A 23323-nucleotide genomic window follows, 5' to 3' on the forward strand; every position below is an offset into this window, starting at 1 on the left:
TAGTCTCCGTTAGAAGTGTCCGAATGCGTTGAGCTAATTTACGTGATGGAGGCAGGACGCCGACATAGTCTCAGATTGAGCCAGGGATGGCGAATCTGAGGCGGTAGTAAATTAGTTCTGTAGCATAAGGAAGAACGCTTCGTCGGAGCGGCAAGGGATATCGAAAAGGGAAATGCTGTTGTTTCCCTTTCGTCTGGTGTGGGCGAAGCGCCACGACTTTGACTTGCTAAAATGGCTAACAAGCTTTGGGGCAGAAACGAGTTATGTAACCTAAATAGATTACGCTACAAACTAATTGCCAATATTCCAGAATACACAAAGCAAAAAGCCCGCTATAAAATAGCGGGCTTTTCTTAATATGGCGGAGAGATAGGAGTTTAACCCTACATTGAGACGCTACAAACTATTTGTATTAAGAACTCAAAATTCAGACACAAAAAAGCCCGTTATTTTTCAATAACGGGCTCTTTCGATAAATATGGCGGAGAGATAGGGATTTGAACCCTAGATGGGCTACAAACCCATGCCGGTTTTCAAGACCGGTGCATTCGACCACTCTGCCATCTCTCCGAACGCCGAGAATAATAATGTCCTCAGCGTTTTATGTAAAGCACTAAACTAATAAAAGCTCATCGATTGCCTGACTTAGCATCAATCTGTTGAATTTTTATCAGCATGGAGTGCTATTCGCGCAGGATCAGGTTTAACAAAACCCTGTTTAACTGAATCCCAGCTATCATGCTTCGATAAACGGTAACCAATAAACACACCAATTGCACTTAATACAATGCCTAAACCAATAGTCATTTCTGCGTACTGGGCTAACATAGCTACAATACTAGACGCACCAAACGCCATGCCGATTTGAATAAAGTTCTGTAGGCCAGCGGCCTTGGTCGCATTTTTGCTGAACTGTTGCAGAGCATTATTCACGACAATTGGATAAATCGCGCCATTAGCAGCCGCTAGAACAGAGAAAACAATAAGCAATGGAAAAATAGTTTCCGCAGGAATGATTAACGTTACTAATGCAATTGCTGCAACACAAACGAAGAATAAGCCTAGTAAGTAGTTAAGTGCTTTAGCGCCGCCACAATTTTTAACGAGCATTTTGCTCATGTAACCACCCACGATAAACATGATGGTTTGTGGAATAAAGCTTAAGCCAATTGCCTGTGCTTCATAACCATATTTAATCATCACACTTGGCCATACTGTTAAGTAGCTGAAAAACGCTGCAGAACATGCACCAAAGATGACTACGTTACCTAAGTAGCGAGTATTCTTTAATATGCTTTTATAACTAATGCTCTCTTGCACTTCAGCTTGTTTGCTTTCTCCAGCGACTAACCACTTAGTTAGAACAATCAGTAATAAAGCGACAATCACTAAAGTGATAAATACTGCGCGCCAGCCAAAGTTACTCACAATTGATGCGCCAATTAACGGTGCTACCGCTGGTGATAATGCCACAAGCGGCATAATGTTTGAAAATATCTTCTGTGCTTTTTCAGCATCATACTTCTCAACAACAATAGCTTGCCAAATAACGCCTGCACTACATGCACCTAATGCTTGGAAAAAACGTGCAATATTAAGCATCAAGATTGATTCGCTCATCACAATCGCACCACTGGCCGCTGCAAATAGACTAAGGCCAATAATCAATGCTTTTTGTTTGCCTACCTTTTCAACTAACGGTCCATATAGCAATTGACCTAACGCAAGACCTGCTAAGAATGTCGTTAAAGAAAATGCCACATTATTCAAACTTGTTGAAAATGAGTCAGCGATATTTTGAAAAGCGGGCAAGTACATATCTGTGGCAATAAAGCCCAGCATGCTTAATAACGCTAGGTAACCTAATAAAATAAAGTACTGCAAGTTTGCAGGCTTAGAATTAGATGTGATTGATGATGCATTGTTCATGTGAAAATGTATTCCAAATTGGGACTGTTAGAAATCAGCGTGCAGTCTAATGACTTGCAAAATGATTGTGAAACGTTTACTTTTGATGACTGCATTCATAATTTTTCACAGCAAAGGATAGCCCTCTATGCTTTCAGAACAAGCATTGGAAATGATTGATATTGTCGCTCGTGTAGGTAGTTTCACCGCAGCAGCCAATCAATTGCACAAAGTTCCATCAGCCGTCAGTTACGCCGTTAAACAAATAGAAGATGAACTTGGTGTCATTTTGTTTGAAAGGCATCACCGAAGTGTTAGCTTAACTGAACCGGGTAAACATTTTGTGCAACATGCCCGTGAACTACTTGCAGAAATGAACGACTTAAAGCGCAGCACTCAACGTGTTGCCAATGGTTGGCAACCTACCTTATCGATAGCGTTAGACAATATTGTCCGTGCCGATCGCATCAGCGTATTAATTGCCGATTTTTACCGCCATTTTAGCGATGTCGAGTTAATCATCAGAATTGAAGTGTTTAATGGTGTGTGGGAAGCATTAGCTACAGGTCGAAGCGACATTGCTATTGGCGCAACAACAGCCATTCCTGTTGGTGGCGTATTCCAATATAAAGACATGCGCGATATTGAATGGGCTTTTTTAGTTAGTAAAAATCACCCGCTGGCAGAAATAGACCGACCTCTCACCGATGATGAGTTGCGTCAGTACCCTTCTATTTGTCTTGAAGATACATCTCGCGAAATCCCGAAACGTACAACTTGGCTGCTGGATAATCAAAGACGCTTAGTGGTACCCGATTGGATCAGAGCAATTAATTGTTTCCGAGACGGCTCAGGTATTGGCTATATGCCACTGAATCTGGCTAAACCATTTATTCAATCTGGTTCGCTTATCTCTAAAACCTTAGAAAACCCTAAAAATGCAAGCCCGTGCTGTTTGGCGTGGAACCAAGAAAAGATGTCGCCAGCGCTTGAGTGGGTACTTGAATACCTAGGTGACACTGAAAAACTACACAGTGAATGGTTAGCCTAAACTTGAAATAGCGGCTTTAGCCCTCATATTAAGTTTATGACGAAATCTCAATGGAATTTAACAGCCATGAGTGAATTCAATATTTAATGTTCAGTTAAGCTAGTTTTTTAACAATGGACTTTGATATTAATAAAATTAATAAAGCGGGTTGATATACCGACAAAAACCTACAATTTTTGGAGCTAAATCAATTCGTTTGTGAAGATAACTTTAAGCTGTAGTAAAGCTGGGGTATCATCAACTTAAGTAATTAGTAATTTATCACTATGTTCCAGTGCTTTTTCATTAAGGAACATGCCCTTTAACGTCTTGGAGACTGTTATGAATCAACAAACTTTGTCTGGCCAGCAAGCCACGACGATGGAAACCAATAAACTCATTAAAAACACATACATGTTATTGTCGATGACATTAGCATTCGCTGCTGTAATGGCAGGTGTTGCAATGGCGATGAATATCGGTCCTTTCATGTCTATTGGTCTATCTTTAGGTAGTATCGTAGTGATGATGGTAACGTTGAAAAAAGCAGATAATGCATCTGGTTTAGCATGGATTTTCGCTTTCACTGGTATGCAAGGCGCATCACTAGGTTACATCCTTAACCATTATGTCGGTATGGCAAATGGCCCAGAGCTAATCATGCAAGCGTTTGGTTTAACTTCTGTTATCTTTATTTCGCTTTCAGCATATGCAATCACCACAAAGAAAGATTTTAACTTCATGGGTGGCTTCTTATTTGCTGGCTTATTAGTTGTTATCGGCCTTTCACTTATTAACATGTTCTTCGTTAATAGCGGTGCAATGTTTATGGCGCTTCAAGCTGCTGTTGCAATGATCATGGTTGGTTTAATCCTTTATGATACAAGCCGTATCGTAAACGGTGGCGAAACTAACTACATCCGCGCTACGATTTCATTATTCTTAAACTTCATTAACTTATTCATGGCCCTACTTCACTTGTTAGGCATGGGTAACGATGATTAATCTGTGAGTATCTGCATTAATCATCAGGTTATGACCTTGTGATTAAACAGCTATCTACGCTAAAATGGCTCCCTTACAGGAGCCATTTTTTATTGTTATGAATAAATTTATTATCCAAGTTAATGGCACAGTCTATGGCTCAACCGCGAGTTTTAGAGCCCTTCGCTTTACCGAAAGCGTATTATCCCTCGGTCATCAAGTGACTAGTGTTTTCTTTTATCAAGATGGCGTAACTAATAGCAGTAAGCTGATATCCCCTGCGTCTGACGAGCATGACTTACATCTTGCGTGGACCAAACTTGCCGCTGAACATGAGCTCAAGCTGGTTAACTGTGTTTCGGCTGCATTAAGACGTGGCGTGCTGTCAGAGCAAGATGCAAAAGAAAACCGTAAAGACTCATCAAATGCCAGTGAGCAGTTTGAGATGGGTGGATTAGGTGAATTGGTTACTACCATTGAACAGTCTGATCGATTAGTGTGCTTTTAATATGATGCTAAAGGGTTTAACTATATGAAAAAAATCTGCGTCATATTTAGGCACAGTCCTATTGGCAATGCATCAAGCCGTGAAGGCTTAGACTTTGCAATGCTAAGTGCAAGCTTTGAACAAGAAGTCTCTATTGTGTTTACCGATGAAGCGGTAATGCATTTATTAGCAGAGCAACAACCAGAACTTGTTGGCAGTAAAGATTACCTTTCGACCTTCAAAGCATTAAGTTTATACGATATTGAAACTGTTTTAGTGTGCCAACAATCAGCTAAACAATTTGGCATAAGTGCTAATGATTTTAATTTTGAAGCAGAAATGGCATCAACTCATCAGATACGAACCTTGATCCAACAAGCTAACGAAGTGGTGGTTTATTAATATGATACTGCACCATATCCAAAGCTCTGCCACGACCGATAACGCACTGAATTGTTGTTTACGTTACATTGATGACCAAGACAGCATATTGCTAGCTGACGACGCGCTGAATTGCTTACTGAACACTCAATGGCAACAGCGTTTAACTAACTACAAGTTATATGTACTCATTGAAGATATTGAAGCAAGAGGATTAAGTCATCGCTTACCTCAATCAGCTAATATTTCAATCATAGATTATGACCAGTTTGTACTGGCAACATTGCAACACACGAAGGTGATCACTTGGTAGATTCAATCAAATTTAATGGCCAACAAATTGAAGTTGATGCAAAAGGCTATTTAAAAAATTACACTGACTGGCAACCAGACATGGCACCAGTACTTGCTGCAACCGAAGAAATTGAGCTTACAGAACAACACTGGGAAGTGATTAACTTTGTACGTGATTTTTATTTAGAGTACAAAACTAGCCCAGCGATCAGAGTATTAGTTAAAGCGATCGGACAGTCTTTAGGTGCCGATAAAGGTAACTCAAAATACCTTTACACCCTCTTCCCTGTTGGACCTGCCAAACAAGCGACTAAAATTGCGGGATTACCAAAGCCGGCAAAATGCATTTAATCTAGTTACTCGGAGCAGTGAACTTAAGCTAGTTGCTTTGAACAAGTCACTCGCTCCATAATTAGATGAATGCATTTAAATTGTTAACTGCTTTTGTTTACTAGCAAGTGCTAATTTCTTCACACTATTTAGTTTTTAGAAAATCTCGCCCCGTTTTAACCAAGTTACTGTCACCAACTGTTTTATCATTTAGTGCATTGCCATAATTATCGCGGCAGTGAGTGCAAGGGCTCATCTTGTTAATTAAACGCCCTCTTTTAGAATACTTTCTAATGTAAGCATGGGAAATTGTCACGTTAGTTTGGTTAAGCTTAGCAGCGTCTTCAACTTTAGATTTTAAATCAATAATGGCGGCATCTTCGGCGCACTTTTCATCATCTGCTCGCCCCCATCCTACAATTTGTTCACCTAACTCATTGATGTAACCAGCAGCGACCCAAGGACCACTATGATGACCTGTTGGCTCACCACTGGGTAAGTAAGAGGGTTTATTGGCAAGCTCGTAAGGGATCAACTCAAGGGGATCGTTAGGTGCTTGTTCACAACTCACATCTAATGCCGAATTTGGATTTTTGGTTACAAAGAAATGATGGTTATGGCTTAATTTCACATCTTTAAGCTTGCTCACTAATAATGCATCGGGATGACGTATATCGACTTTTGTTACAGCTATAATTGACGCCACAGCGCCACTGCGGGCTAAAATTTTGTCACCTATGTTCAGCTCGACGGCAGTAATCCAGTGTTTATTTTCAAAACAAAAATGATGTTCTTCTTTGACATACATCAAGGTGGTTAATTCATCGATATCGTATTCAATTTCTAGCATGTTTTTAAAACTTTTATCATCTGTGAAGTGAGCCAGTTCAAGCTGTATGAGCGATTATAACAGTGAAGTTAAAGCATAAAAAAACCAAACACGAAGTTTGGTTTTTTAAGCTAAAAAATTTAACAGTTAATAAGCATTAGCCAATTTTTTCAAGACCACGCATATAAGGACGTAGCGCTTCAGGAACCGTAACTGAACCGTCAGCATTTTGGTAGTTTTCTAAAATCGCCACCACTGTACGACCGACTGCTAGACCAGAACCGTTTAGTGTGTGTAAAAGCGTTGGCTTTTTGTCATTCACACCACGGTAGCGAGCTTGCATACGGCGCGCTTGGAAATCCTTCATGTTTGAACAAGAAGAAATTTCACGGTAGGTATTTTGCGCTGGTAACCATACTTCTAAGTCATAGGTTTTAGATGCGCCAAAGCCCATATCGCCAGTACATAAGATCATTGTACGGTAAGGAAGGCCTAAACCTTGTAATACTTTTTCAGCATGACCCGTTAATTCTTCAAGTGCTGCCATTGAATCTTCAGGCTTAACGATTTGAACAAGTTCAACTTTATCAAACTGATGCTGACGAATTAGACCACGAGTATCACGACCGTATGAACCTGCTTCACTACGGAAACAAGAGGTTAATGCCGTCATTTTAAGTGGTAAATTTGCTTCTTCAACTATCGTGTCACGAACCATATTGGTTAATGGCACTTCTGCAGTAGGAATAAGGCTTAGACCTTGACCTTCTTCAGTTGCTGGTTTGGTGTGGAATAAATCTTCACCAAACTTTGGTAATTGACCAGTACCTAATAAGCTTTCTTCGTTCACTAACAAAGGCACGTACATTTCAGTGTAACCATGCTCTTCTGTATGAAGATCTAGCATATATTGACCAACAGCACGGGTTAAGCGAGCAATTTGGCCTTTCATTACGATGAAACGTGAACCAGTAATTTTTACTGCGCTTTTGAAGTCTAATCCGTCTAAGCCTTCGCCAAGATCCAAATGATCTTTAACTTCAAAATCAAATTTTGTTGGCTCGCCCCAAGTGCGAACTTCAACATTATCGTTTTCATCAGCGCCTGCAGGTACTGCATCGTCAGGTAAGTTTGGCATGCTCATGGCAATACCGTTTAACTCAGCTAACAAATCAGCCAGTTCAGTTTTCTTCGCATCTAGTTGAGAACCTAAGTCCCCTACTTTTGCCATGATTTCACTAACATCTTCACCACGAGACTTAGCTTGACCGATGGATTTAGAGATTGCATTACGGGACGCTTGTAATTCTTCTGTTTCCACTTGTAGCGACTTACGCTTTTCTTCTAAAGCGGTAAGACGGCTAACATCAAGGATAAAGCCACGTCTAGCTAACAGCTCAGCTGTGACTTCAAGTTCGTTACGCAAAAATTTTGGATCTAACATGTTTTATATTCTTAATAGTTAAATGCGAGAAAATACTAGCTGCTGGCCGACATACACCATGAAAATACATAGGATGACATTCAACAACACGTTGAGAATTGCTTTTACAAAAAGTCCTTCTTGCATCAGCAATAATGTTTCATTGGAAAAAGTCGAAAAAGTCGTTAAAGCGCCTAATAACCCAACGCCAACCATGGCTTTAATTTCAGGACTTAGGTGACTTGTTTCAAGACCGATGGCATAAACAACGCCCATCAAGAAAGATCCCAATATATTGACCAACAGTGTACCAAAAGGGAAACTGCTTCCAAATAGCTGAAGCATTAAAATTGAAATAACATAGCGAAAAACAGCACCAATTGAGCCACCAAGTGCCACAAACATGATATTGGTCATGCTAATCATAGCGTTTTACCTCACTTGATCTATCGAGTTCAGCTAAATGGGATAATTTATCCTTAATCCGTTTTTCAAATCCGCGCTCTGTTGGATAGTAAAACTGACTTTGTTGCAGTGATTCTGGGAAGTAATTTTCACCAGGCGCAAAAGCGCCGGGTTCATCATGGGCGTAACGGTATTCAGCGCCCAGTCCCATGTTTTTCATTAATTGAGTGGGTGCATTACGTAAATGATCGGGCACTGACTCGTGGCCTGTTTCTCTGGCGAGTACTCTTGCAGCTTTAAATGCAGTGTATACCGCATTACTTTTGGGCGCACTGGCTAAATAAACAATGGCTTGTGCTATAGCGCGCTCACCTTCTGCTGGGCCAACCCGATGGAAACAGTCCCATGCATTTAGTGCAATATTCATTGCTGTAGGGTCAGCATTGCCGATGTCTTCAGAAGCTATTGCCAGTAATCGTCTCGCGACATATAGCGGATCGCCACCGCCTTCTAAAATACGGCAATACCAATACAGCGCGGCATCAGGTGATGAACCACGCACAGATTTATGTACAGCTGAAATTAAATCGTAAAATTGATCGCCATTTTTATCATATGCTGCCATTTGATGGCCGGCGACCTGAGTGAGCATTTCTTGGGTAAAACTGTCATTATCACTGACTAAGTCACTCATTAGTTCTAATAAGTTAAGCGCTTTACGTGCATCACCATCAGAGGTGGCGGCTAGTTGCTGCATCACATCATCTGGCATAACAAAATTACGCTTGCCAAAACCGCGCTCTGTGTCAGTTAATGCTTGATTGATAATGTTAGCAATATCATCAGCGTCGAGGCGGTTAATCAAATACACTCTTGCCCGAGACAATAATGCATTGTTAAGCTCAAACGATGGGTTTTCAGTGGTAGCACCAACAAAAATCACCGTACCATCTTCGATAAACGGCAAAAAAGCATCTTGCTGGCTTTTATTAAAACGATGGACTTCGTCGACAAACAATAAGGTGCGTTGGCCTCGGCTTTGAGCAACAGCTTTTGCTTGCTCAATGGCAGCACGGATTTCTTTTACACCGGACGTGACAGCTGAGATGCGTTCAACATGAGCATTGGCGTAATGAGCCACTAATTCAGCGAGAGTCGTTTTGCCAGTACCAGGAGGTCCCCAAAGCAGCATTGAATGAGCGCGATTAGCTTCTAATGCTTGCCTTAACGGTTGGCCTTCACCAAGCAAATGACTTTGCCCCACGTATTCACTTATCTCCCTCGGTCGCATTCTAGCGGCTAAAGGACGAAAGTCGGGCGCAAAATCAAAACCTAAATTAGCCACAATTACCTACTGAGCTGCATTGGCACGTTGATCGTCGATATCAACATTGGCTGGCACAACAAATTCAAATAATGACTGTTCACCTTCAGCCACAGTTGTTTGATTGCTTAAAACAAACTGGCTGTGATTACCTTGCTCATCGAGCAAGTTAAAGTCAGTAAGTTGTGTGTCATCAAAGCAAACATTAACTGTAACAACACTGCTTTCTAATGATTTAGGTTTGATCATGTAGCAAGCTTTACCTGATTCTGGTTGTACTTGGCTAACATGGTATTGAGCCCATGTTTTTTCATCACGATGCACTAATAATGCAATCGGCGACGCTTCAACTGCATCAGCAAAATCCATGACGGTGACTTCTTCAGCAAACGGATTAAAAATCCATAAATCTTTACCATCTGCAACGATAAGTGATTCATCTGGCTGAGTTAAGTGCCAGTAAAATTTGTTTGGGTAAGCTAAAGCAAATACGCCTTCACCAGACTGAATGACCTTGTCATTAATATCTGTAACGGTTTGGCTAAAATCTGCTTTTAATGAAGCCAGAGTTTCCAGTTTTTCTCGCAGTACACCCGAGTCATCAGCCTGAACAGATGAAGTAAACATCACGGCGATAACTGATAATAAACCCATACATTTTTTCATATTCTTTCCTACTGCATTCAAATAGCGTAATTAGATAACTAACCGCGCGGTGGCGGTGGCGCTAATACTTCTCGATTACCATTATGGCCTTGGCTACTCACAATGCCCTGTGATTCCATCATTTCAATGATCCGTGCTGCGCGGTTATAACCAATTTTGAATTTACGTTGAACACTCGAAATCGACCCTCTACGGGTTTCGGTTACAAAGGCTACAGCTTCATCATAGAGTTGATCGGTATCGTCATCGGTTTCAGCGGTTTCACCAGGAAGCAGTACTTGCTCCCCATCACTAACGCCATTTAGGATTTCTTCAACATATTGTGGTTTACCACGTGCGTGCCAATCAGCAACCACTTTATGTACTTCATGATCGTCAATGAAAGCGCCATGAACACGTATTGGAACGCTTGTACCTGGCGGCAAATAAAGCATGTCACCCATACCCAGTAAGGTTTCTGCACCTTGTTGATCTAGAATAGTACGAGAATCGATACGAGATGAAACTTGGAATGCAATACGCGTTGGCACGTTCGCTTTAATCAAACCAGTAATAACATCAACTGATGGACGTTGTGTCGCTAAGATTAAATGAATACCAGCCGCACGAGCTTTTTGCGCAATACGAGCAATTAACTCTTCAACCTTTTTACCCACAATCATAATCATGTCAGCAAATTCATCAACGACGACAACAATTGAAGGCAACTTATCAAGTTCTGGCGCTTGCTCATCCATGCTTTCTGATGACTTCCAAAGCGGGTCAACAATTGGCGTACCCGCTTCTTTCGCTAACTTTATTTTCGTGTTGTAACCTTTAAGATTACGTACACCTAATGCGGACATTAATTTATAACGACGTTCCATTTCACCCACACACCAACGCAGTGCATTGGCGGCTTCTTTCATATCGGTGACAACTTCACATAATAAATGCGGGATCCCTTCATATACCGACAGTTCAAGCATTTTCGGGTCAATCATGATGAAGCGGACATCTTCAGGGCCAGACTTATACAAAATACTGGTGATCATCACGTTCACACCAACAGATTTACCCGAACCTGTAGTACCAGCAACCAATAAATGTGGCATTTTGCCTAAATCAACCACTACAGGATCACCTGCGATATCTTCACCCAACACCATAGATAGGTTTGATTGGCTTTCTTCAAAGGTTTTACTGTCGAGAACATCGCGCATGAACACGGTTTCACGAAACTTATTAGGTAACTCTAAACCCACATAAGCCTTACCAGGGATGACTTCAACCACACGGACACTTTCTGCTAATAATGAGCGGGCTAAATCTTTTGAAAGGTTAGTAATCTTCGATGCTTTCACCCCTGGTGCTAACTCAAGCTCGAAACGCGTAACGACCGGGCCTGGGAATACACCAACCACATTAGCCACAATATTAAAGTCGGCTAATTTGGTTTCAACTAAGCGAGCAACTATATCAAGCTCATCTTTAGTAATTGGATTTTCTTTACGATCAGGTACATCAAGCAGTGTAATGCTTGGTAAAGGTGGCATGGCAACCCGTGGCTGACTCATAACAACTTGTGGCTCTTGACCAGGAATAATTACCACACCTTCGGCAATATAAGGCTTGTCAGTAGGCGCTGGGGATGCAACTGGGTTATTTGTTGCATTATTTGCTACGACACTTGCTGCGTTAGCACTGTCATCCGAATTGTGTTGTTCACTGCTTTGCTGGTTTTTAACCGCTGCAGCCATCACAGTCGCACCAATAGAGGTTGTGCGCTCAAACTCATCACCGAACTCTATAGCTTGATCATTATTGGCTTCGGTAGCATGAGCAGTTTGATTAGTATGAGTTAAATCAACAGCTGGCGCATCGCCTGTTGCCACCCAAGGTTCTGCCGAGTCATCATTTTCATTATTAATACTAACTTGCGGCTCTACTCTACCCTGGCCATTGACTGGCGCTACTTGATTTTGATTATCAGCTTCATCATCTTGATAGTCGTCAGGGGTATTATCTCGACTTGGAATAATTTTGGATTTCATTCTCGCAAAGACAGATTGCTTAACTGGCTCAGCTTCATATTCGTCATCATCAGCTTCTGATTCGGATACTGCATCTGAATGAGTTTCAAATTGCGGTTCTAACTTACCGCCGTAGGTTCTTTCTGTTGATTGAGTATCAGTTCTTTCTGTAGATTGAGTATCAGTGGTTTCCGTTACTTCGCCATCGATAGCTTCATATTCATCTGACTTATCGCGTCTTTGTTTGAACTTATCGACCACAGACATAAATCCACGGGTATCTTCTGTTTCATTTGAACCGTTCAAGTAACTTGGAAGACTAATCAATTTTTTGAACAACCAAATAGTGCCGTAGCCAGTCGCTTCAATGACTGTTAGCCAACTAATTCCAGTTGTTAAAGTGAATCCTGCGCCGATAAAACACAATAAAAGTAGGGTAGTACCTAGATTATTGAAGTAAGGCAGCATAGCCTGACCAATCACGTCACCAGCAACACCACCTGCTGAAAACACATACATATCGTCGGCATTCATGCTCGCAAGTGCAGCTAATGCCAATACCATTAACATGAAGCCAATAATTCTTAGCCCCACTGAGAAGTAATCAATTTCAAATAATTTGTGAGTGCGTTTAAAAATAAACCAGCCTGTGGCTGCAATAATGATAGGGATCAGGTAAGCAATAAAACCGAAAAAATAAAACAGGACATCAGCAGTCCATGCCCCTACTGCACCAGTAAGGTTATTAATTTCACCTTGGAAATGTGACTGACTCCAGCCCGGATCACTAGGATCAAAGCTGCTAAGTGCAAGAAGAATGTAAGTTGCTGTCATGCAACAAATGATCAATCCACCTTCGAGAAGACGTTGAAGGCCACTAAGTGTTTGAAGACTATTTCCCTGAGACAAACGAAAACACCCGAATAAGAATTAAAAAGAATGATAACAATAACAGAATATCACTGATGTTGCAGCGATTATGCAACGTGAATAAGTCTAGCTCAACCTAATGTTTTCAGATAGATGGATGCTTAACCAAAATTTAATTGAGTAAGATAAATTTGATTGTTTTTGCATCAAAAAGGAGGTGTTTTTTGAAGGTTTACTGATTTTAGATAAAAAAATAAAGGGCGATGCCCTTTATTTTTGATGGTCAGAAAGTTTAGTAGCTATCCGCTAATAAATTTAATGCGACTTTATTAGTTTGTTTGACTTCTTCCATGACCACATAAGTACGAGTATCAGAAACTGATGGCAACTTAAGTAGTGTCTCACCTAATAAACGACGATATGCCGACATATCAGATACTCGAGTCTTCAATAAATAATCAAAGTCACCAGAGACCAAATGACATTCTTGAATATCATCCAGCAACTGAACGGCTTTGTTGAAGCGCTCAAAAATATCAGGCGTATCGCGTGTTAACGTGATTTCCACAAATACAAGTAAAGATGCACCAAGATAATGAGGGTTAACTAATGCAGTGTAGCCATTAATGTAACCTTGTTTCTCGAGACGCTTAACTCGCTCTAAACAAGGAGTAGGACTAAGCCCTACTCTTTTCGATAACTCCACGTTTGATATGCGACCATCAACTTGAAGTTCATTGAGGATATTACGGTCAATCCGATCTAAATCTTTTACAGAATTTTTTTATTATTTGCCATATTATTAACCTTGCTTTAGCACAAAAACAACATATTCATCTTTTAATGTGTAAAGTTTAGCAGCATAAACTGCGTCTTGGGCACTATACTAGACTTCCCTGAAATAAGCACGTTCAGGCGAGCGATTATAATAACAATTGAATTGTCAACAACGACAACTGATCAAATAGAGGCACAAAATGATTATTGGTATCCCTACTGAAATCAAAAACCACGAGTACCGTGTAGGTATGGTTCCTTCAAGCGTTCGCGAATTAACGATTAAAGGCCATGATGTATTCGTTCAATCTGATGCTGGTACAGGCATCGGCTTTACCAATCAAGATTATATTGACGCTGGTGCTTCTATTCTAGAAACTGCCGCAGAAGTTTTCGCACAATCAGACATGATTGTTAAAGTAAAAGAGCCTCAAGCCGTTGAGCGCGCTATGCTTCGTGAAGATCAAATTCTATTCACTTACCTGCATTTAGCACCGGATATGCCGCAAACTGAAGACCTAATTAAAAGTAAGTCAGTGTGTATCGCATACGAAACTGTTACCGACGATCGCGGTGGCCTTCCATTACTTGCACCTATGTCAGAAGTTGCTGGTCGCATGTCAATTCAAGCAGGCGCTCGCGCTCTTGAAAAGTCATTAGGTGGCCGTGGTATGTTGCTTGGTGGCGTACCGGGTGTTGAGCCTGCTAAGGTCGTAATAATTGGCGGCGGCATGGTAGGTACTAATGCAGCGCAAATGGCTGTAGGTATGGGCGCAGACGTAGTTGTACTTGATCGTAGCATCGATGCATTACGTCGTCTAAACGTACAGTTTGGTTCTTCTGTTAAAGCTATTTATTCAACTGCAGATGCCATTGAACGTCATGTTATTGATGCAGATTTAGTGATTGGTGGCGTACTGGTTCCTGGTGCTGCTGCGCCTAAACTTGTTACTCGTGACATGATTTCGCGCATGAAGCCTGGCAGTGCCATCGTTGACGTTGCTATTGACCAAGGCGGCTGTGTAGAAACATCTTATGCAACCACTCACCAAGAACCAACTTACATTGTCGATGAAGTTGTTCACTACTGTGTAGCTAACATGCCAGGTGCTGTCGCACGTACATCAACGTTCGCACTTAACAATGCTACCCTCCCTTACATCTTAAAGCTTGCTAACTTAGGCTATAAGAAGGCATTACTTGCTGACCAACACCTACTGAATGGCTTAAACGTTATCCATGGTAAATTGGTATGTAAAGAAGTAGCAGAAGCATTAGAGCTTGAGTTCACTGAACCAAAAATCATGCTTGGTTAATAGCTAAAATGCCTTAATTGTTGCAGTAATTTACATAAAGCCGCTCTATGAGCGGTTTTTTATGCCCAAAAAACCAGCAAATTATGTCAAAATAAATACAAACCAAATGAAACAATTTGTATCAATCGTTCGTTTTACGTCCAGCTTACACTCGTCTGCCGAACTGTACAGGTAAACCACATCGATAATTAGTCAGAATAACTGACTAAACAAAATCCATGAAAAATAAACATATTAATTATAAGGTTTTATACAGCCCTTTAACGGCAAGGCTTCTGACTAAAACAAGTAAAATTTTGAACTCAAATAGGCAGTAAAATCATTCAATAGTGTTATATCCTGCTGATTTTTTTTAAACCAGTGTTTTGCACTGTTGGCGTAAAGAGTAAATATCTCTACAATTTAGCCATAATTCTGCACAAAAAAGTGATTTTGAAATGTGGTTACAAAAACAGATCCAATTAAAAGCCAAGCCTCGAGGTTTTCATCTAATTACCGATGAAATTTTGCAGCAAATGCCTGAATTATCTAATTTCTCTGTGGGATTGATGCATGTGTTTTTACAACACACTTCTGCTTCAATCACTATTAATGAAAATGCCGATCCAAGTGTTCGACAAGATTTTGAGTCTTACTTCAATCGCACGGCTGCAGAAAATGAGCCTTACTACGTGCACACCTATGAAGGAAGCGATGATATGCCAGCACATTTAAAGTCCAGTTTACTAGGTTGTGAGCTTTCAATTCCCATCAATCATGGGCAATTAGCGGTAGGAATGTGGCAAGGGATTTATTTAGGTGAGCATCGTAATCACGGTGGAAGCCGAAAAGTACTAGTGACGATTCAAGGCGAATGATTTAAATGAGTAAAATAGTTTAATCTGACTATTGGTCTGGAGTTAGCTTTTGAAATTAGCTTCTGGAATTAGACTCTGGAATTAGTCTTTGAATTATTTTTGCTTATCTAATAAATCAAAGAAAGCATCTTGTGGCATTGGTTTGTAAAAAAAGTAGCCCTGTATGGCATCAACATGGTTATTTTTGACAAAATCTAATTGGGTTTGTGTTTCCACGCCTTCTGCTGTAACCGCTAGTTCAAGTGCGTTACTCATGCTTGCTATCGCTTCAACTAATGCTTTATGCCTTGGACCTTGTTCGATTTTTTGTATAAAGGCTTTATCAATCTTAATTTGATCAACAGGGAAATTAGCTAAATACGATAAAGATGAATAACCAGTTCCAAAATCATCCACTGAAATTTTGATGCCCCAACTGCGTAATTGGTTTAATAGGCATTCTATATTTTGGTGCTGGTTCATCATCAATGATTCGGTAATTTCTAAAGTTAGTAAATCTAATGGGAAATCTGATATTGCCTGATTCCGAATAAAGTCCTCAAAAAAGCAAATAAACTCTTTTTGCAATTCATCAGTTAAAAATTCACAGGTGGAAACATTCACCGCTAAAGAGATAGGACAACCTTTTTGCCATTGCTCAGTAATAATTGCTAATGCTTGCTGCCTAACCCACTTACCAATAGGTACTATTAACCCCGACTGCTCAGCAATAGGTATAAATTCTTCAGGAGAAATGAATTCACCGTTTAATTGCCAACGTAGTAATATTTCGGCTTTTTCAATTTTAGTGGAATCTACCGACACAATGGGCTGAAAATACATGTCAAATGCTTCACTGTTTAATGCTTTACCTAATTCCATTTGTAGGTAAGCTGTGCGCTCAGCATTTTTTTGCATCGTTTCATTGAAGAACTGATAGTGATTTCGACCTTTGAGTTTAACATCGTACATCGCTTGACTAGCAAAATTAATTAACGACTCGACAATGGTGGAGTCATCAGGATAGCGAGAGATCCCGATGCTCATTGAAGGGTGTATATGTTGTTGCTCGATAACCACTACATCGGCAATGGCTGAATTAATTTGTTTTGCTAATGAAATAAGTTGATTGTCGGAAACTTTACCAGGGATAAATAACCCAAACTCATCGCCTGCAATTCGAGCGAGCAAGCTGTCTCTTGGCGTGATAGAGGTTAATCGGTCAGCCACTTTTTTAAGTAACGCATCACCGTTTTCGTGGCCTAAACTGTCATTGATAAGTTTAAAATTATCAATATCCATTAATAAAACACTACATGCGATATCTGTTTGCTTTGTACGTTCTAACTGCCAAACATAATCATATATTTTATCTAAAAAGCATCGTCGATTAGCAAGGCTGGTTAAGGCGTCATTATTGGCTTGAAAATGAATCAGTTTATTAGCATCTTTATGTTCGCTAATGTCAGTAATGAGCCAAGAAAAGCAATTCTGTTCACCGTGGTAGTCTCTAAAAGTGGTCACAGTCACTTCAGCATCGAACGTTTGACCATTACGTTTATATCCTGTTAGTTCCCCTTGCCATGTATTACCCCTACCCAAATTTTTAAGCATTGAGGCTAAAACTTTGGGATCTGATTGTCCAAAAAAACCTCAGGCTCAAATACCGTTTTGTCAGCAGTAAAATCTCGAGTGATGGTTTTAAACATAGGGTTAACTTGCAGCAACGAGTGAGTATCTGTGGTGATAACCAGACCCATTGGTAATTTACTGAATATACGGCTCGTCAATCGTTGCAAATGCAGAGCTTGGCTGCGTTCTATCGACAAACTGCCTAATTTAGCGGCTTCTTGAATCAATTCCAAATCTAAATCAGATGGTGATTTTTTGGTATCGTAATACATGGCGAATGTGCCGAGTACTTCACCATTTGAATCGATAATAGGTTCAGACCAGCAAGCCTTTAAACCAGCTTTAAGGGGTAATTCTTTGAATGCTGCCCAATTGGGGTGAGTTTCAATATCTTCAACGATTATTCGTTTGCCTGTTGCTGCAGCAGCGCCGCAAGAGCCAACCTCAGGACCGATTTCGACCCCATGAATAGCTTGATTGTATTCTTCAGGTAAACTTGGCGCAGCGCCGTTAAGCAAGCGCTTTTTATCATTACTGATTAACAGTACTGATGCTTTGGTACCTATTTTTTGAGCTTCAATGGAAAGAACTAATGAATGGAGTATTTCGCGAAGTGGAGAACCTGCCAGAACCATAGATAAAATGGTACTGTAACGCTCGATACTAGAAGACCTATGCGTTAACACATCATAGTTTTCAGTATTAGTACTAATATACTGCGCGCTATCCATAGAGCTCCTAAAACCAAATCAAACACTGTTTATGACAGGAATATGTCTCAAACTGTCTTTATGAAGATTATGCACATTTGCAACTGAAATCAATAAAAGTGTTACACCAATTTAACACGTATTACTTAACTATCTGCTTTAACCTTTCATTCAGCTAGTTATAAAGACTATTTTGATTTTTTATGCTGCTAAAAATGAAAAAGCAGTATTGTCTGCTAACAATACTGCTTAAACGACTTGTTCTATTTTAAAACAAATGAATTTACACTTCGCTAATTCGCTCCATGCGAGCAAGATAAAAACCATCAAAACCATGTTCAGAAACTAAAATCTCTTCATCATCAATGAGTTTAAAATGAGGGTTCGCAGCGATAAAAGCATCGACTTGATTACGGTTTTCATCAGGCATGATAGAGCATGTCGCATAGACTAACATGCCACCCACCTTAACCATGCGGCTATAGCTTTGTAAAATATCTTTTTGTAATTCGATTAATACAGGTAAGCGCTCTGGAGTGTCGCGCCACTTTGAATCAGGGTTACGTTTAAGTACGCCTAAGCCAGAACAAGGAACATCCAATAACACGCGATCAGCGGTTAACTTCAAACGCTTAATGGTCTTACTGCTAGCGATGATTCGAGTTTCTACGTTATGCGCGCCTGCTCTTCGAGCGCGAGATTTTAGATTATCGAGTTTCCATTGCTCAACATCCATGGCCAATAAACGACCTTTACCTTTCATTTGTGCAGCAATGTGTAATGTTTTACCACCAGCACCAGCACAAGCATCAACTACACGCATACCAGGTTTCGCACCTACTGCGGCAGCTACAAGTTGTGAGCCCGCATCTTGTTGCTCAAAAAAACCTTCTTTAAAAGCGCTAGTTTTAAATAATGCAGAGTCAGAACGAACTTCAAGAGCACTATCGACTCCTTCAACTTCAACCGTTGCCACTAATTCTTTGGTTAAACGCTGCTTTAATTCATCGCGCGTGCCTTTAAGTGAGTTTGCACGAATATAACGCTTAGGAACCGCTGCTAAGGCTGCTCTTTCTGCAGGCCATTTATCACCTAATTGCTCTGCACCCAATGTATCTAACCATTCAGGACAGCCATCCCATAAAGCAGGCTGTGTTTTTGCTTGTGCAACGCGCACTGCAAAATCTTCTGGGTCTACCTGTAATGCATATTCCATTTTTGGTAATTCAAGCTCATGGAATAAGTGCCAACCATTAATCAATTTTGAACCCATGCGCTCAATATCGTCTGACTTCATGTCTACTAAAAAACAGTAAAGGTTTAAACGGCGAAGGATATCACCGGTAACTGTGGTAATACGGGCGAGCTCTGCCGGCGGGTATTGCATGCCAGAAAAGTTGTGAGAGTATGCTCTATCTAATGGTTTACCATCAGTTAACACCATGGTTAGCACATCGATTACCAGTTCAGAAGAACTGCCAGAAAGTGGGAAAGTCAGCATTGGGATCTCACAGAGTAAAGAAAAAGAAGTTAATACAGAAAAAGCGCTTGGATCATAGGAGCTAACGCGCTTTAGCGCAAGTAATGATTATGATATTTAACGCATTGAGATCAATTTATCTAAAAACAAAAAGCAGCCGAGTGGCTGCTTAAGTTTAACAAATAAAACATGTCATTCTGCAGAATTACATTTGAGAACCTTTCGCGCCATAAAACACGATAAATGCATAACACACAACAGGTAAAATGAATGCTGGTTGTAAGCCCATAGAGTCAGCCATTACCCCTTGTAATAAAGGAATAATTGCACCACCTACTATCGCTAGACATAAGAAGCCACTGCCTTGAGAAGTATGTGGACCAAGATCTCTGAGTGCTAAACTAAAAATTGTTGGGAACATAATTGAATTGAACAAACCAACAGCCAATATTGCCCACATCGCAATTTCACCACTGGTATACATTGCAACTAATACTAAAACGGCAGCCATTAAGCCATTAAAAGCTAATACTTTGCCTGCTGAAATCTTTTGCATCACTGCTGAGCCGATAAAGCGACCAATCATCGCCCCGCCCCAATAATACGTAATGTATTTTGCGGCATCTGCTTCTTGAAGCCCAACAATGTGCTCCTCGCCTAAAAAGTTGACTAAGAAACTACCAATTGAGACTTCAGCGCCAACATATACAAAAATACCTACTGCACCTAAAACAAGATGAGTACTTTGCAGTGCACTAGTTTTACCTTTGTAGGTCACTTCACCCGTCGTGTTTTGTTCAACGTGTGCTTCAATGACTGGTAGTTTCAATTTGGCGAAAATTACCGCCAATACCGCTAAAGTCGCAGCAAGGAAAAGATAAGGCATTTTTACAACTTCAGCTTCTGCTTGCGAATGACTTAACTCACCAACGGCACCTGTTGCTACCGATAATATGAGTATTGCACCAAAATATGGAGCAACAGTCGTTCCAAGCGCATTAAACGCTTGAGTTAGATTTAAACGACTTGAAGCCGTTTCTTCACTTCCCAATGCATTAACGTATGGATTGGCTGCTACTTGTAAAATGGTAATTCCAGATGCAAGTACAAATAGTGCGCCAAGAAATAAGCCATAAACGGCAAAGTCGGCTGCGGGATAAAACAATGCGCAACCAAAACTTGCTATAACAAGACCCGTCACTATCCCACGTTGATAACCCAACTTTTTAACTAACTTACCAGCCGGAAGAGACACTAAAAAATAAGCACCAAAAAAACAAAACTGAATCAGCATGGCTTCGGTATAGCTTAATGAAAACACCGCTTTTAAATGAGGGATTAAAATGTCGTTTAAGCAGGTGATAAAACCCCACATAAAAAACAATGAAGTCAGTGATACCAATGCAAAACGATATTTACCATCGCCTGAATGGCTAACGGTTGTAGCGCCGCTTGTAATTGTTGAGGCCATAATTAAGGTACTCTTGTTATTGTATAAAAAATGATTTTGTAAATATTGATTGTGTAAATATTGAGGATTGAGCTTTATAGGTAACTAAGCTCAATGTCCAAGCTGTAAAGTAAAACAGCAACCTAAGGTTGCTGTTTTAGCATTTAATCAATGACGGCATAAAAGCTATTAAATGCTGCAAGTTTTAAGGTCTTTCCGTCAACGAGTTCACCAGACGCTAAGCCATGATTGTCGATAACTTGCTTGATTGAGAAGCTCGAAACATTAAACTGGTTAGCACTATTTGCCAGGTTAAATACCACTAACAAAGTTTGAGTTTCAAATTGACGAGTGAAAGCTAATACTGGTTCATTGGTATCGATAAACTGAATATCACCAGCAACTAACGCAGGATATTGCTTACGCCAAGCCAAAAAGTGACGGTATGCATGCAAACTTGAATCAGGATTGGCCTCCTGCAAGTCGACTGATAATGCTTTATGGGCATCAGGAATAGGTAACCAAGCTTGGTTATTTTCGCTAAAACCAGCTTGTTGATGCTCTTTAACCCAAGGCATTGGCGTTCTGCAGCCATCACGACCTTTAAACATTGGCCAAAAAGCAATACCAAACGGATCTTGGAGCTGTTCAAATTCAATAGGAGCTTCAGTTAAACCTAGTTCTTCACCTTGATAACTACATACACTGCCACGCAATGAACACAGTAAACCATTTAGCATTTTAACTAAGTCAGGATTGCTTTCACCTTTGCCCCAACGTGTAGCGACTCGCTGAACATCGTGATTACCAATAGCCCAGCAAGGCCAACCGTCGCCAATACTGGCTTCAAGTTCTTCTACCGTTTGACGTATATAAGCCGCGCTAAAATCATTAGTCAGTAGCTCAAAACTGTAGGCCATGTGTAAGCGATCATCGCCTTGAGTGTACTCAGCCATGGTGGCAAGAGAGTCTTCTGAAGACACTTCACCTAAGGTTACTGCACCAGGATATTGATTGATTAGCGAACGTAAGTCTTCAATAAAGCCAACGGTTTGTGGGCGAGTGTTATTGTAATAGTGGTACTGATAAGCATATGGATTATCTTCACTAAAACCGCGACCTTGACGTTGTTCTTTGGGTTTTGCAGGATTATCTCGAAGCTGTTCGTCATGATAACAAAAAGTAATAGCATCTAAACGGAATCCATCAACGCCCTTTTTAAGCCAAAATTCGACGTTATCTAAAACAGCTTGTCTCACTTCTGGGTTATGGAAGTTTAAATCAGGCTGACTTTTTAGGAAGTTGTGTAAATAGTACTGTTGACGACGAGGTTCCCACTCCCAAGCACATCCGCCAAAAATGGCTAACCAGTTATTTGGAGCAGTGCCATCTTCTTGTGGATCAGCCCACACATACCAGTCAGCTTTATCGTTATCGCGGCTTAATTTACTTTGCTTAAACCAAGCATGTTCATCAGAGGTATGACTTAGCACTTGATCGATAACAACTTTGATATTTAACTCATGTGCTTTAGCAATCAATTCATCAAAGTCTTTCATCGAACCAAACATAGGGTCGACATCAAGGTAATCACTAATGTCATAACCAAAGTCTTTCATCGGTGATTTAAAGAATGGCGATATCCAAATCGCATCGACATTTAAACTAGCAATGTAATCAAGTTTGGCAATAATTCCTTGTAAATCACCTACTCCATCTCCGTTGGAATCCATCAGACTTCGTGGATATACCTGGTATATCACTCCGCCGCGCCACCATGATAACTGACTCATTGCACACCCTCTGTAATAAGCGAATCAACTACTACACAAACTTGACGTAGTTAACCCTTTGTTGCGACCCAGTAACAGGTCGTCATTATTATTTAATTGACTCGAGGATACGTGATTATGGAAATCAGGTTCAATAGAGCTGCATACGTATGCAAAGAATTAATACAGTTTTAAAAAATACTTACAACACATTTAAGTGCTACAATTCATACACTTAAAGAGTCTCAAATATGACTTTTGAATGTTAACTAAAAGTAAAAAAACAGTCATTTTTAGCCTGCAGATCCTTTGAATACGTATGCATAACGTTGTCGGGGAAAGAAAGCTAGGAGTAGTATCTTCACTGTTCCGCAACAAAACGGAAATATACCTCAGCGCTTATGCAG

At 40.4% G+C, this 23323-nt stretch carries 19 protein-coding genes, 1 tRNA gene and 1 pseudogene; 8 read left to right on the plus strand and 13 right to left on the minus strand.

Annotated features, from left to right (window positions below; genetic code table 11):
* Nucleotides 1-479: 479 nt before the first annotated feature.
* Together AC0L4E_RS09225 and punC are read right to left on the minus strand one after the other, a co-directional pair.
* Nucleotides 480-570 (minus strand) — tRNA-Ser (locus AC0L4E_RS09225).
* A gap of 81 nt (nt 571-651) precedes the next feature.
* Nucleotides 652-1929 (minus strand): purine nucleoside transporter PunC, encoded by a 1278-nt coding sequence (gene punC, locus AC0L4E_RS09230; RefSeq protein WP_473678958.1) that lies wholly within the window; start codon nt 1927-1929, stop codon nt 652-654.
* A 127-nt stretch (nt 1930-2056) separates the two neighbouring features.
* Here punC and punR point away from each other — a divergent pair, with 127 nt between their 5' ends.
* The 6 genes from punR (at nt 2057) to AC0L4E_RS09260 (ending at nt 5435) form a co-directional block, all read left to right on the plus strand.
* Nucleotides 2057-2959: a DNA-binding transcriptional activator PunR gene (punR, locus tag AC0L4E_RS09235; protein WP_473678959.1), complete on the plus strand. Its 903-nt coding sequence runs from the start codon at nt 2057-2059 to the stop codon at nt 2957-2959.
* 321 nt (nt 2960-3280) lie between these two features.
* Nucleotides 3281-3943: a Bax inhibitor-1 family protein gene (locus tag AC0L4E_RS09240; protein ID WP_153913230.1), complete on the plus strand. Its 663-nt coding sequence runs from the start codon at nt 3281-3283 to the stop codon at nt 3941-3943.
* A gap of 97 nt (nt 3944-4040) precedes the next feature.
* On the plus strand, nt 4041-4430 hold the full coding sequence (tusD, locus tag AC0L4E_RS09245; protein WP_473678960.1) for a sulfurtransferase complex subunit TusD: 390 nt from the start codon (nt 4041-4043) through the stop codon (nt 4428-4430).
* Between the two features lie 24 nt (nt 4431-4454).
* Nucleotides 4455-4811, plus strand: a complete 357-nt coding sequence (gene tusC, locus AC0L4E_RS09250; protein ID WP_473678961.1) for a sulfurtransferase complex subunit TusC — start codon at nt 4455-4457, stop codon at nt 4809-4811.
* Between the two features lies 1 nt (nt 4812).
* Entirely contained in the window at nt 4813-5103 is a 291-nt protein-coding gene (tusB, locus tag AC0L4E_RS09255) for a sulfurtransferase complex subunit TusB (RefSeq protein WP_473678962.1), read from the plus strand.
* Entirely contained in the window at nt 5097-5435 is a 339-nt protein-coding gene (locus AC0L4E_RS09260) for a TusE/DsrC/DsvC family sulfur relay protein (protein ID WP_473678963.1), read from the plus strand. The genes tusB and AC0L4E_RS09260 overlap by 7 nt, the downstream gene beginning before the upstream one ends.
* Nucleotides 5436-5559: 124 nt before the next feature.
* On the opposite strand, the gene AC0L4E_RS09265 is transcribed toward AC0L4E_RS09260, so the two are convergent.
* The 7 genes from AC0L4E_RS09265 to lrp form a co-directional block, all read right to left on the minus strand.
* Nucleotides 5560-6264, minus strand: a complete 705-nt coding sequence (locus AC0L4E_RS09265) for a hypothetical protein (protein ID WP_473678964.1) — start codon at nt 6262-6264, stop codon at nt 5560-5562.
* A gap of 136 nt (nt 6265-6400) precedes the next feature.
* On the minus strand, nt 6401-7687 hold the full coding sequence (gene serS, locus AC0L4E_RS09270) for a serine--tRNA ligase (RefSeq protein ID WP_473678965.1): 1287 nt from the start codon (nt 7685-7687) through the stop codon (nt 6401-6403).
* 18 nt (nt 7688-7705) lie between these two features.
* The gene (gene crcB / locus AC0L4E_RS09275) at nt 7706-8083 is read right to left on the minus strand and encodes a fluoride efflux transporter CrcB (RefSeq protein WP_220754285.1); all 378 of its coding nucleotides are present in this window, start codon (nt 8081-8083) and stop codon (nt 7706-7708) included.
* Between the two features lies 1 nt (nt 8084).
* Nucleotides 8085-9362 (minus strand): replication-associated recombination protein A, encoded by a 1278-nt coding sequence (locus AC0L4E_RS09280; RefSeq protein WP_473681582.1) that lies wholly within the window; start codon nt 9360-9362, stop codon nt 8085-8087.
* Nucleotides 9363-9422: 60 nt separating this feature from the next.
* A complete protein-coding gene (gene lolA, locus AC0L4E_RS09285) occupies nt 9423-10061 on the minus strand; it encodes an outer membrane lipoprotein periplasmic chaperone LolA (RefSeq protein ID WP_473678966.1) in 639 nt (212 codons plus the stop codon).
* Nucleotides 10062-10099: 38 nt separating this feature from the next.
* Complete coding sequence (locus tag AC0L4E_RS09290) at nt 10100-12982, minus strand: DNA translocase FtsK (RefSeq protein ID WP_473678967.1); 2883 nt, start codon at nt 12980-12982, stop codon at nt 10100-10102.
* Nucleotides 12983-13235: 253 nt separating this feature from the next.
* Complete coding sequence (lrp, locus tag AC0L4E_RS09295) at nt 13236-13700, minus strand: leucine-responsive transcriptional regulator Lrp (protein WP_394498421.1); 465 nt, start codon at nt 13698-13700, stop codon at nt 13236-13238.
* Nucleotides 13701-13920: 220 nt separating this feature from the next.
* Between lrp and ald the strand changes: the two genes are divergently transcribed.
* Together ald and AC0L4E_RS09305 are read left to right on the plus strand one after the other, a co-directional pair.
* Entirely contained in the window at nt 13921-15036 is a 1116-nt protein-coding gene (gene ald, locus AC0L4E_RS09300; RefSeq protein ID WP_285165071.1) for an alanine dehydrogenase, read from the plus strand.
* A 437-nt stretch (nt 15037-15473) separates the two neighbouring features.
* Nucleotides 15474-15893 carry a secondary thiamine-phosphate synthase enzyme YjbQ gene (locus AC0L4E_RS09305; RefSeq protein WP_473678968.1) on the plus strand — a complete coding sequence of 140 codons (420 nt, stop codon included), beginning with the start codon at nt 15474-15476 and terminating at the stop codon, nt 15891-15893.
* A gap of 93 nt (nt 15894-15986) precedes the next feature.
* Here AC0L4E_RS09305 and AC0L4E_RS09310 read toward each other — a convergent pair.
* The 4 genes and pseudogenes from AC0L4E_RS09310 to AC0L4E_RS09325 all read right to left on the minus strand — a co-directional run bounded on the left by AC0L4E_RS09310 (nt 15987) and on the right by AC0L4E_RS09325 (nt 22937).
* Nucleotides 15987-18235: pseudogene (locus tag AC0L4E_RS09310) on the minus strand (sensor domain-containing phosphodiesterase).
* Between the two features lie 262 nt (nt 18236-18497).
* Complete coding sequence (locus tag AC0L4E_RS09315; protein WP_473678969.1) at nt 18498-19715, minus strand: RsmB/NOP family class I SAM-dependent RNA methyltransferase; 1218 nt, start codon at nt 19713-19715, stop codon at nt 18498-18500.
* A 184-nt stretch (nt 19716-19899) separates the two neighbouring features.
* Nucleotides 19900-21165 (minus strand): sugar MFS transporter, encoded by a 1266-nt coding sequence (locus tag AC0L4E_RS09320; RefSeq protein ID WP_473678970.1) that lies wholly within the window; start codon nt 21163-21165, stop codon nt 19900-19902.
* Between the two features lie 143 nt (nt 21166-21308).
* On the minus strand, nt 21309-22937 hold the full coding sequence (locus tag AC0L4E_RS09325; RefSeq protein ID WP_473678971.1) for an alpha-glucosidase family protein: 1629 nt from the start codon (nt 22935-22937) through the stop codon (nt 21309-21311).
* Nucleotides 22938-23323 lie beyond the last annotated feature (386 nt).

This window comes from Shewanella sp. GJ50-10, assembly GCF_055808815.1.

Excerpts from the sequence above, each read along its gene's own strand:
- punC (WP_473678958.1), bottom strand. The coding sequence starts at position 1,929 with ATGAACAATGCATCATCAATCACATCTAATTCTAAGCCTGCAAACTTG.
- punR (WP_473678959.1), top strand. The coding sequence starts at position 2,057 with ATGCTTTCAGAACAAGCATTGGAAATGATTGATATTGTCGCTCGTGTA.
- AC0L4E_RS09240 (WP_153913230.1), top strand. The coding sequence starts at position 3,281 with ATGAATCAACAAACTTTGTCTGGCCAGCAAGCCACGACGATGGAAACC.
- tusD (WP_473678960.1), top strand. The coding sequence starts at position 4,041 with ATGAATAAATTTATTATCCAAGTTAATGGCACAGTCTATGGCTCAACC.
- tusC (WP_473678961.1), top strand. The coding sequence starts at position 4,455 with ATGAAAAAAATCTGCGTCATATTTAGGCACAGTCCTATTGGCAATGCA.
- tusB (WP_473678962.1), top strand. The coding sequence starts at position 4,813 with ATGATACTGCACCATATCCAAAGCTCTGCCACGACCGATAACGCACTG.
- AC0L4E_RS09265 (WP_473678964.1), bottom strand. The coding sequence starts at position 6,264 with ATGCTAGAAATTGAATACGATATCGATGAATTAACCACCTTGATGTAT.
- serS (WP_473678965.1), bottom strand. The coding sequence starts at position 7,687 with ATGTTAGATCCAAAATTTTTGCGTAACGAACTTGAAGTCACAGCTGAG.
- crcB (WP_220754285.1), bottom strand. The coding sequence starts at position 8,083 with ATGACCAATATCATGTTTGTGGCACTTGGTGGCTCAATTGGTGCTGTT.
- AC0L4E_RS09280 (WP_473681582.1), bottom strand. The coding sequence starts at position 9,362 with ATGCGACCGAGGGAGATAAGTGAATACGTGGGGCAAAGTCATTTGCTT.
- lolA (WP_473678966.1), bottom strand. The coding sequence starts at position 10,061 with ATGAAAAAATGTATGGGTTTATTATCAGTTATCGCCGTGATGTTTACT.
- ald (WP_285165071.1), top strand. The coding sequence starts at position 13,921 with ATGATTATTGGTATCCCTACTGAAATCAAAAACCACGAGTACCGTGTA.
- AC0L4E_RS09305 (WP_473678968.1), top strand. The coding sequence starts at position 15,474 with ATGTGGTTACAAAAACAGATCCAATTAAAAGCCAAGCCTCGAGGTTTT.
- AC0L4E_RS09315 (WP_473678969.1), bottom strand. The coding sequence starts at position 19,715 with ATGCTGACTTTCCCACTTTCTGGCAGTTCTTCTGAACTGGTAATCGAT.
- AC0L4E_RS09320 (WP_473678970.1), bottom strand. The coding sequence starts at position 21,165 with ATGGCCTCAACAATTACAAGCGGCGCTACAACCGTTAGCCATTCAGGC.
- AC0L4E_RS09325 (WP_473678971.1), bottom strand. The coding sequence starts at position 22,937 with ATGAGTCAGTTATCATGGTGGCGCGGCGGAGTGATATACCAGGTATAT.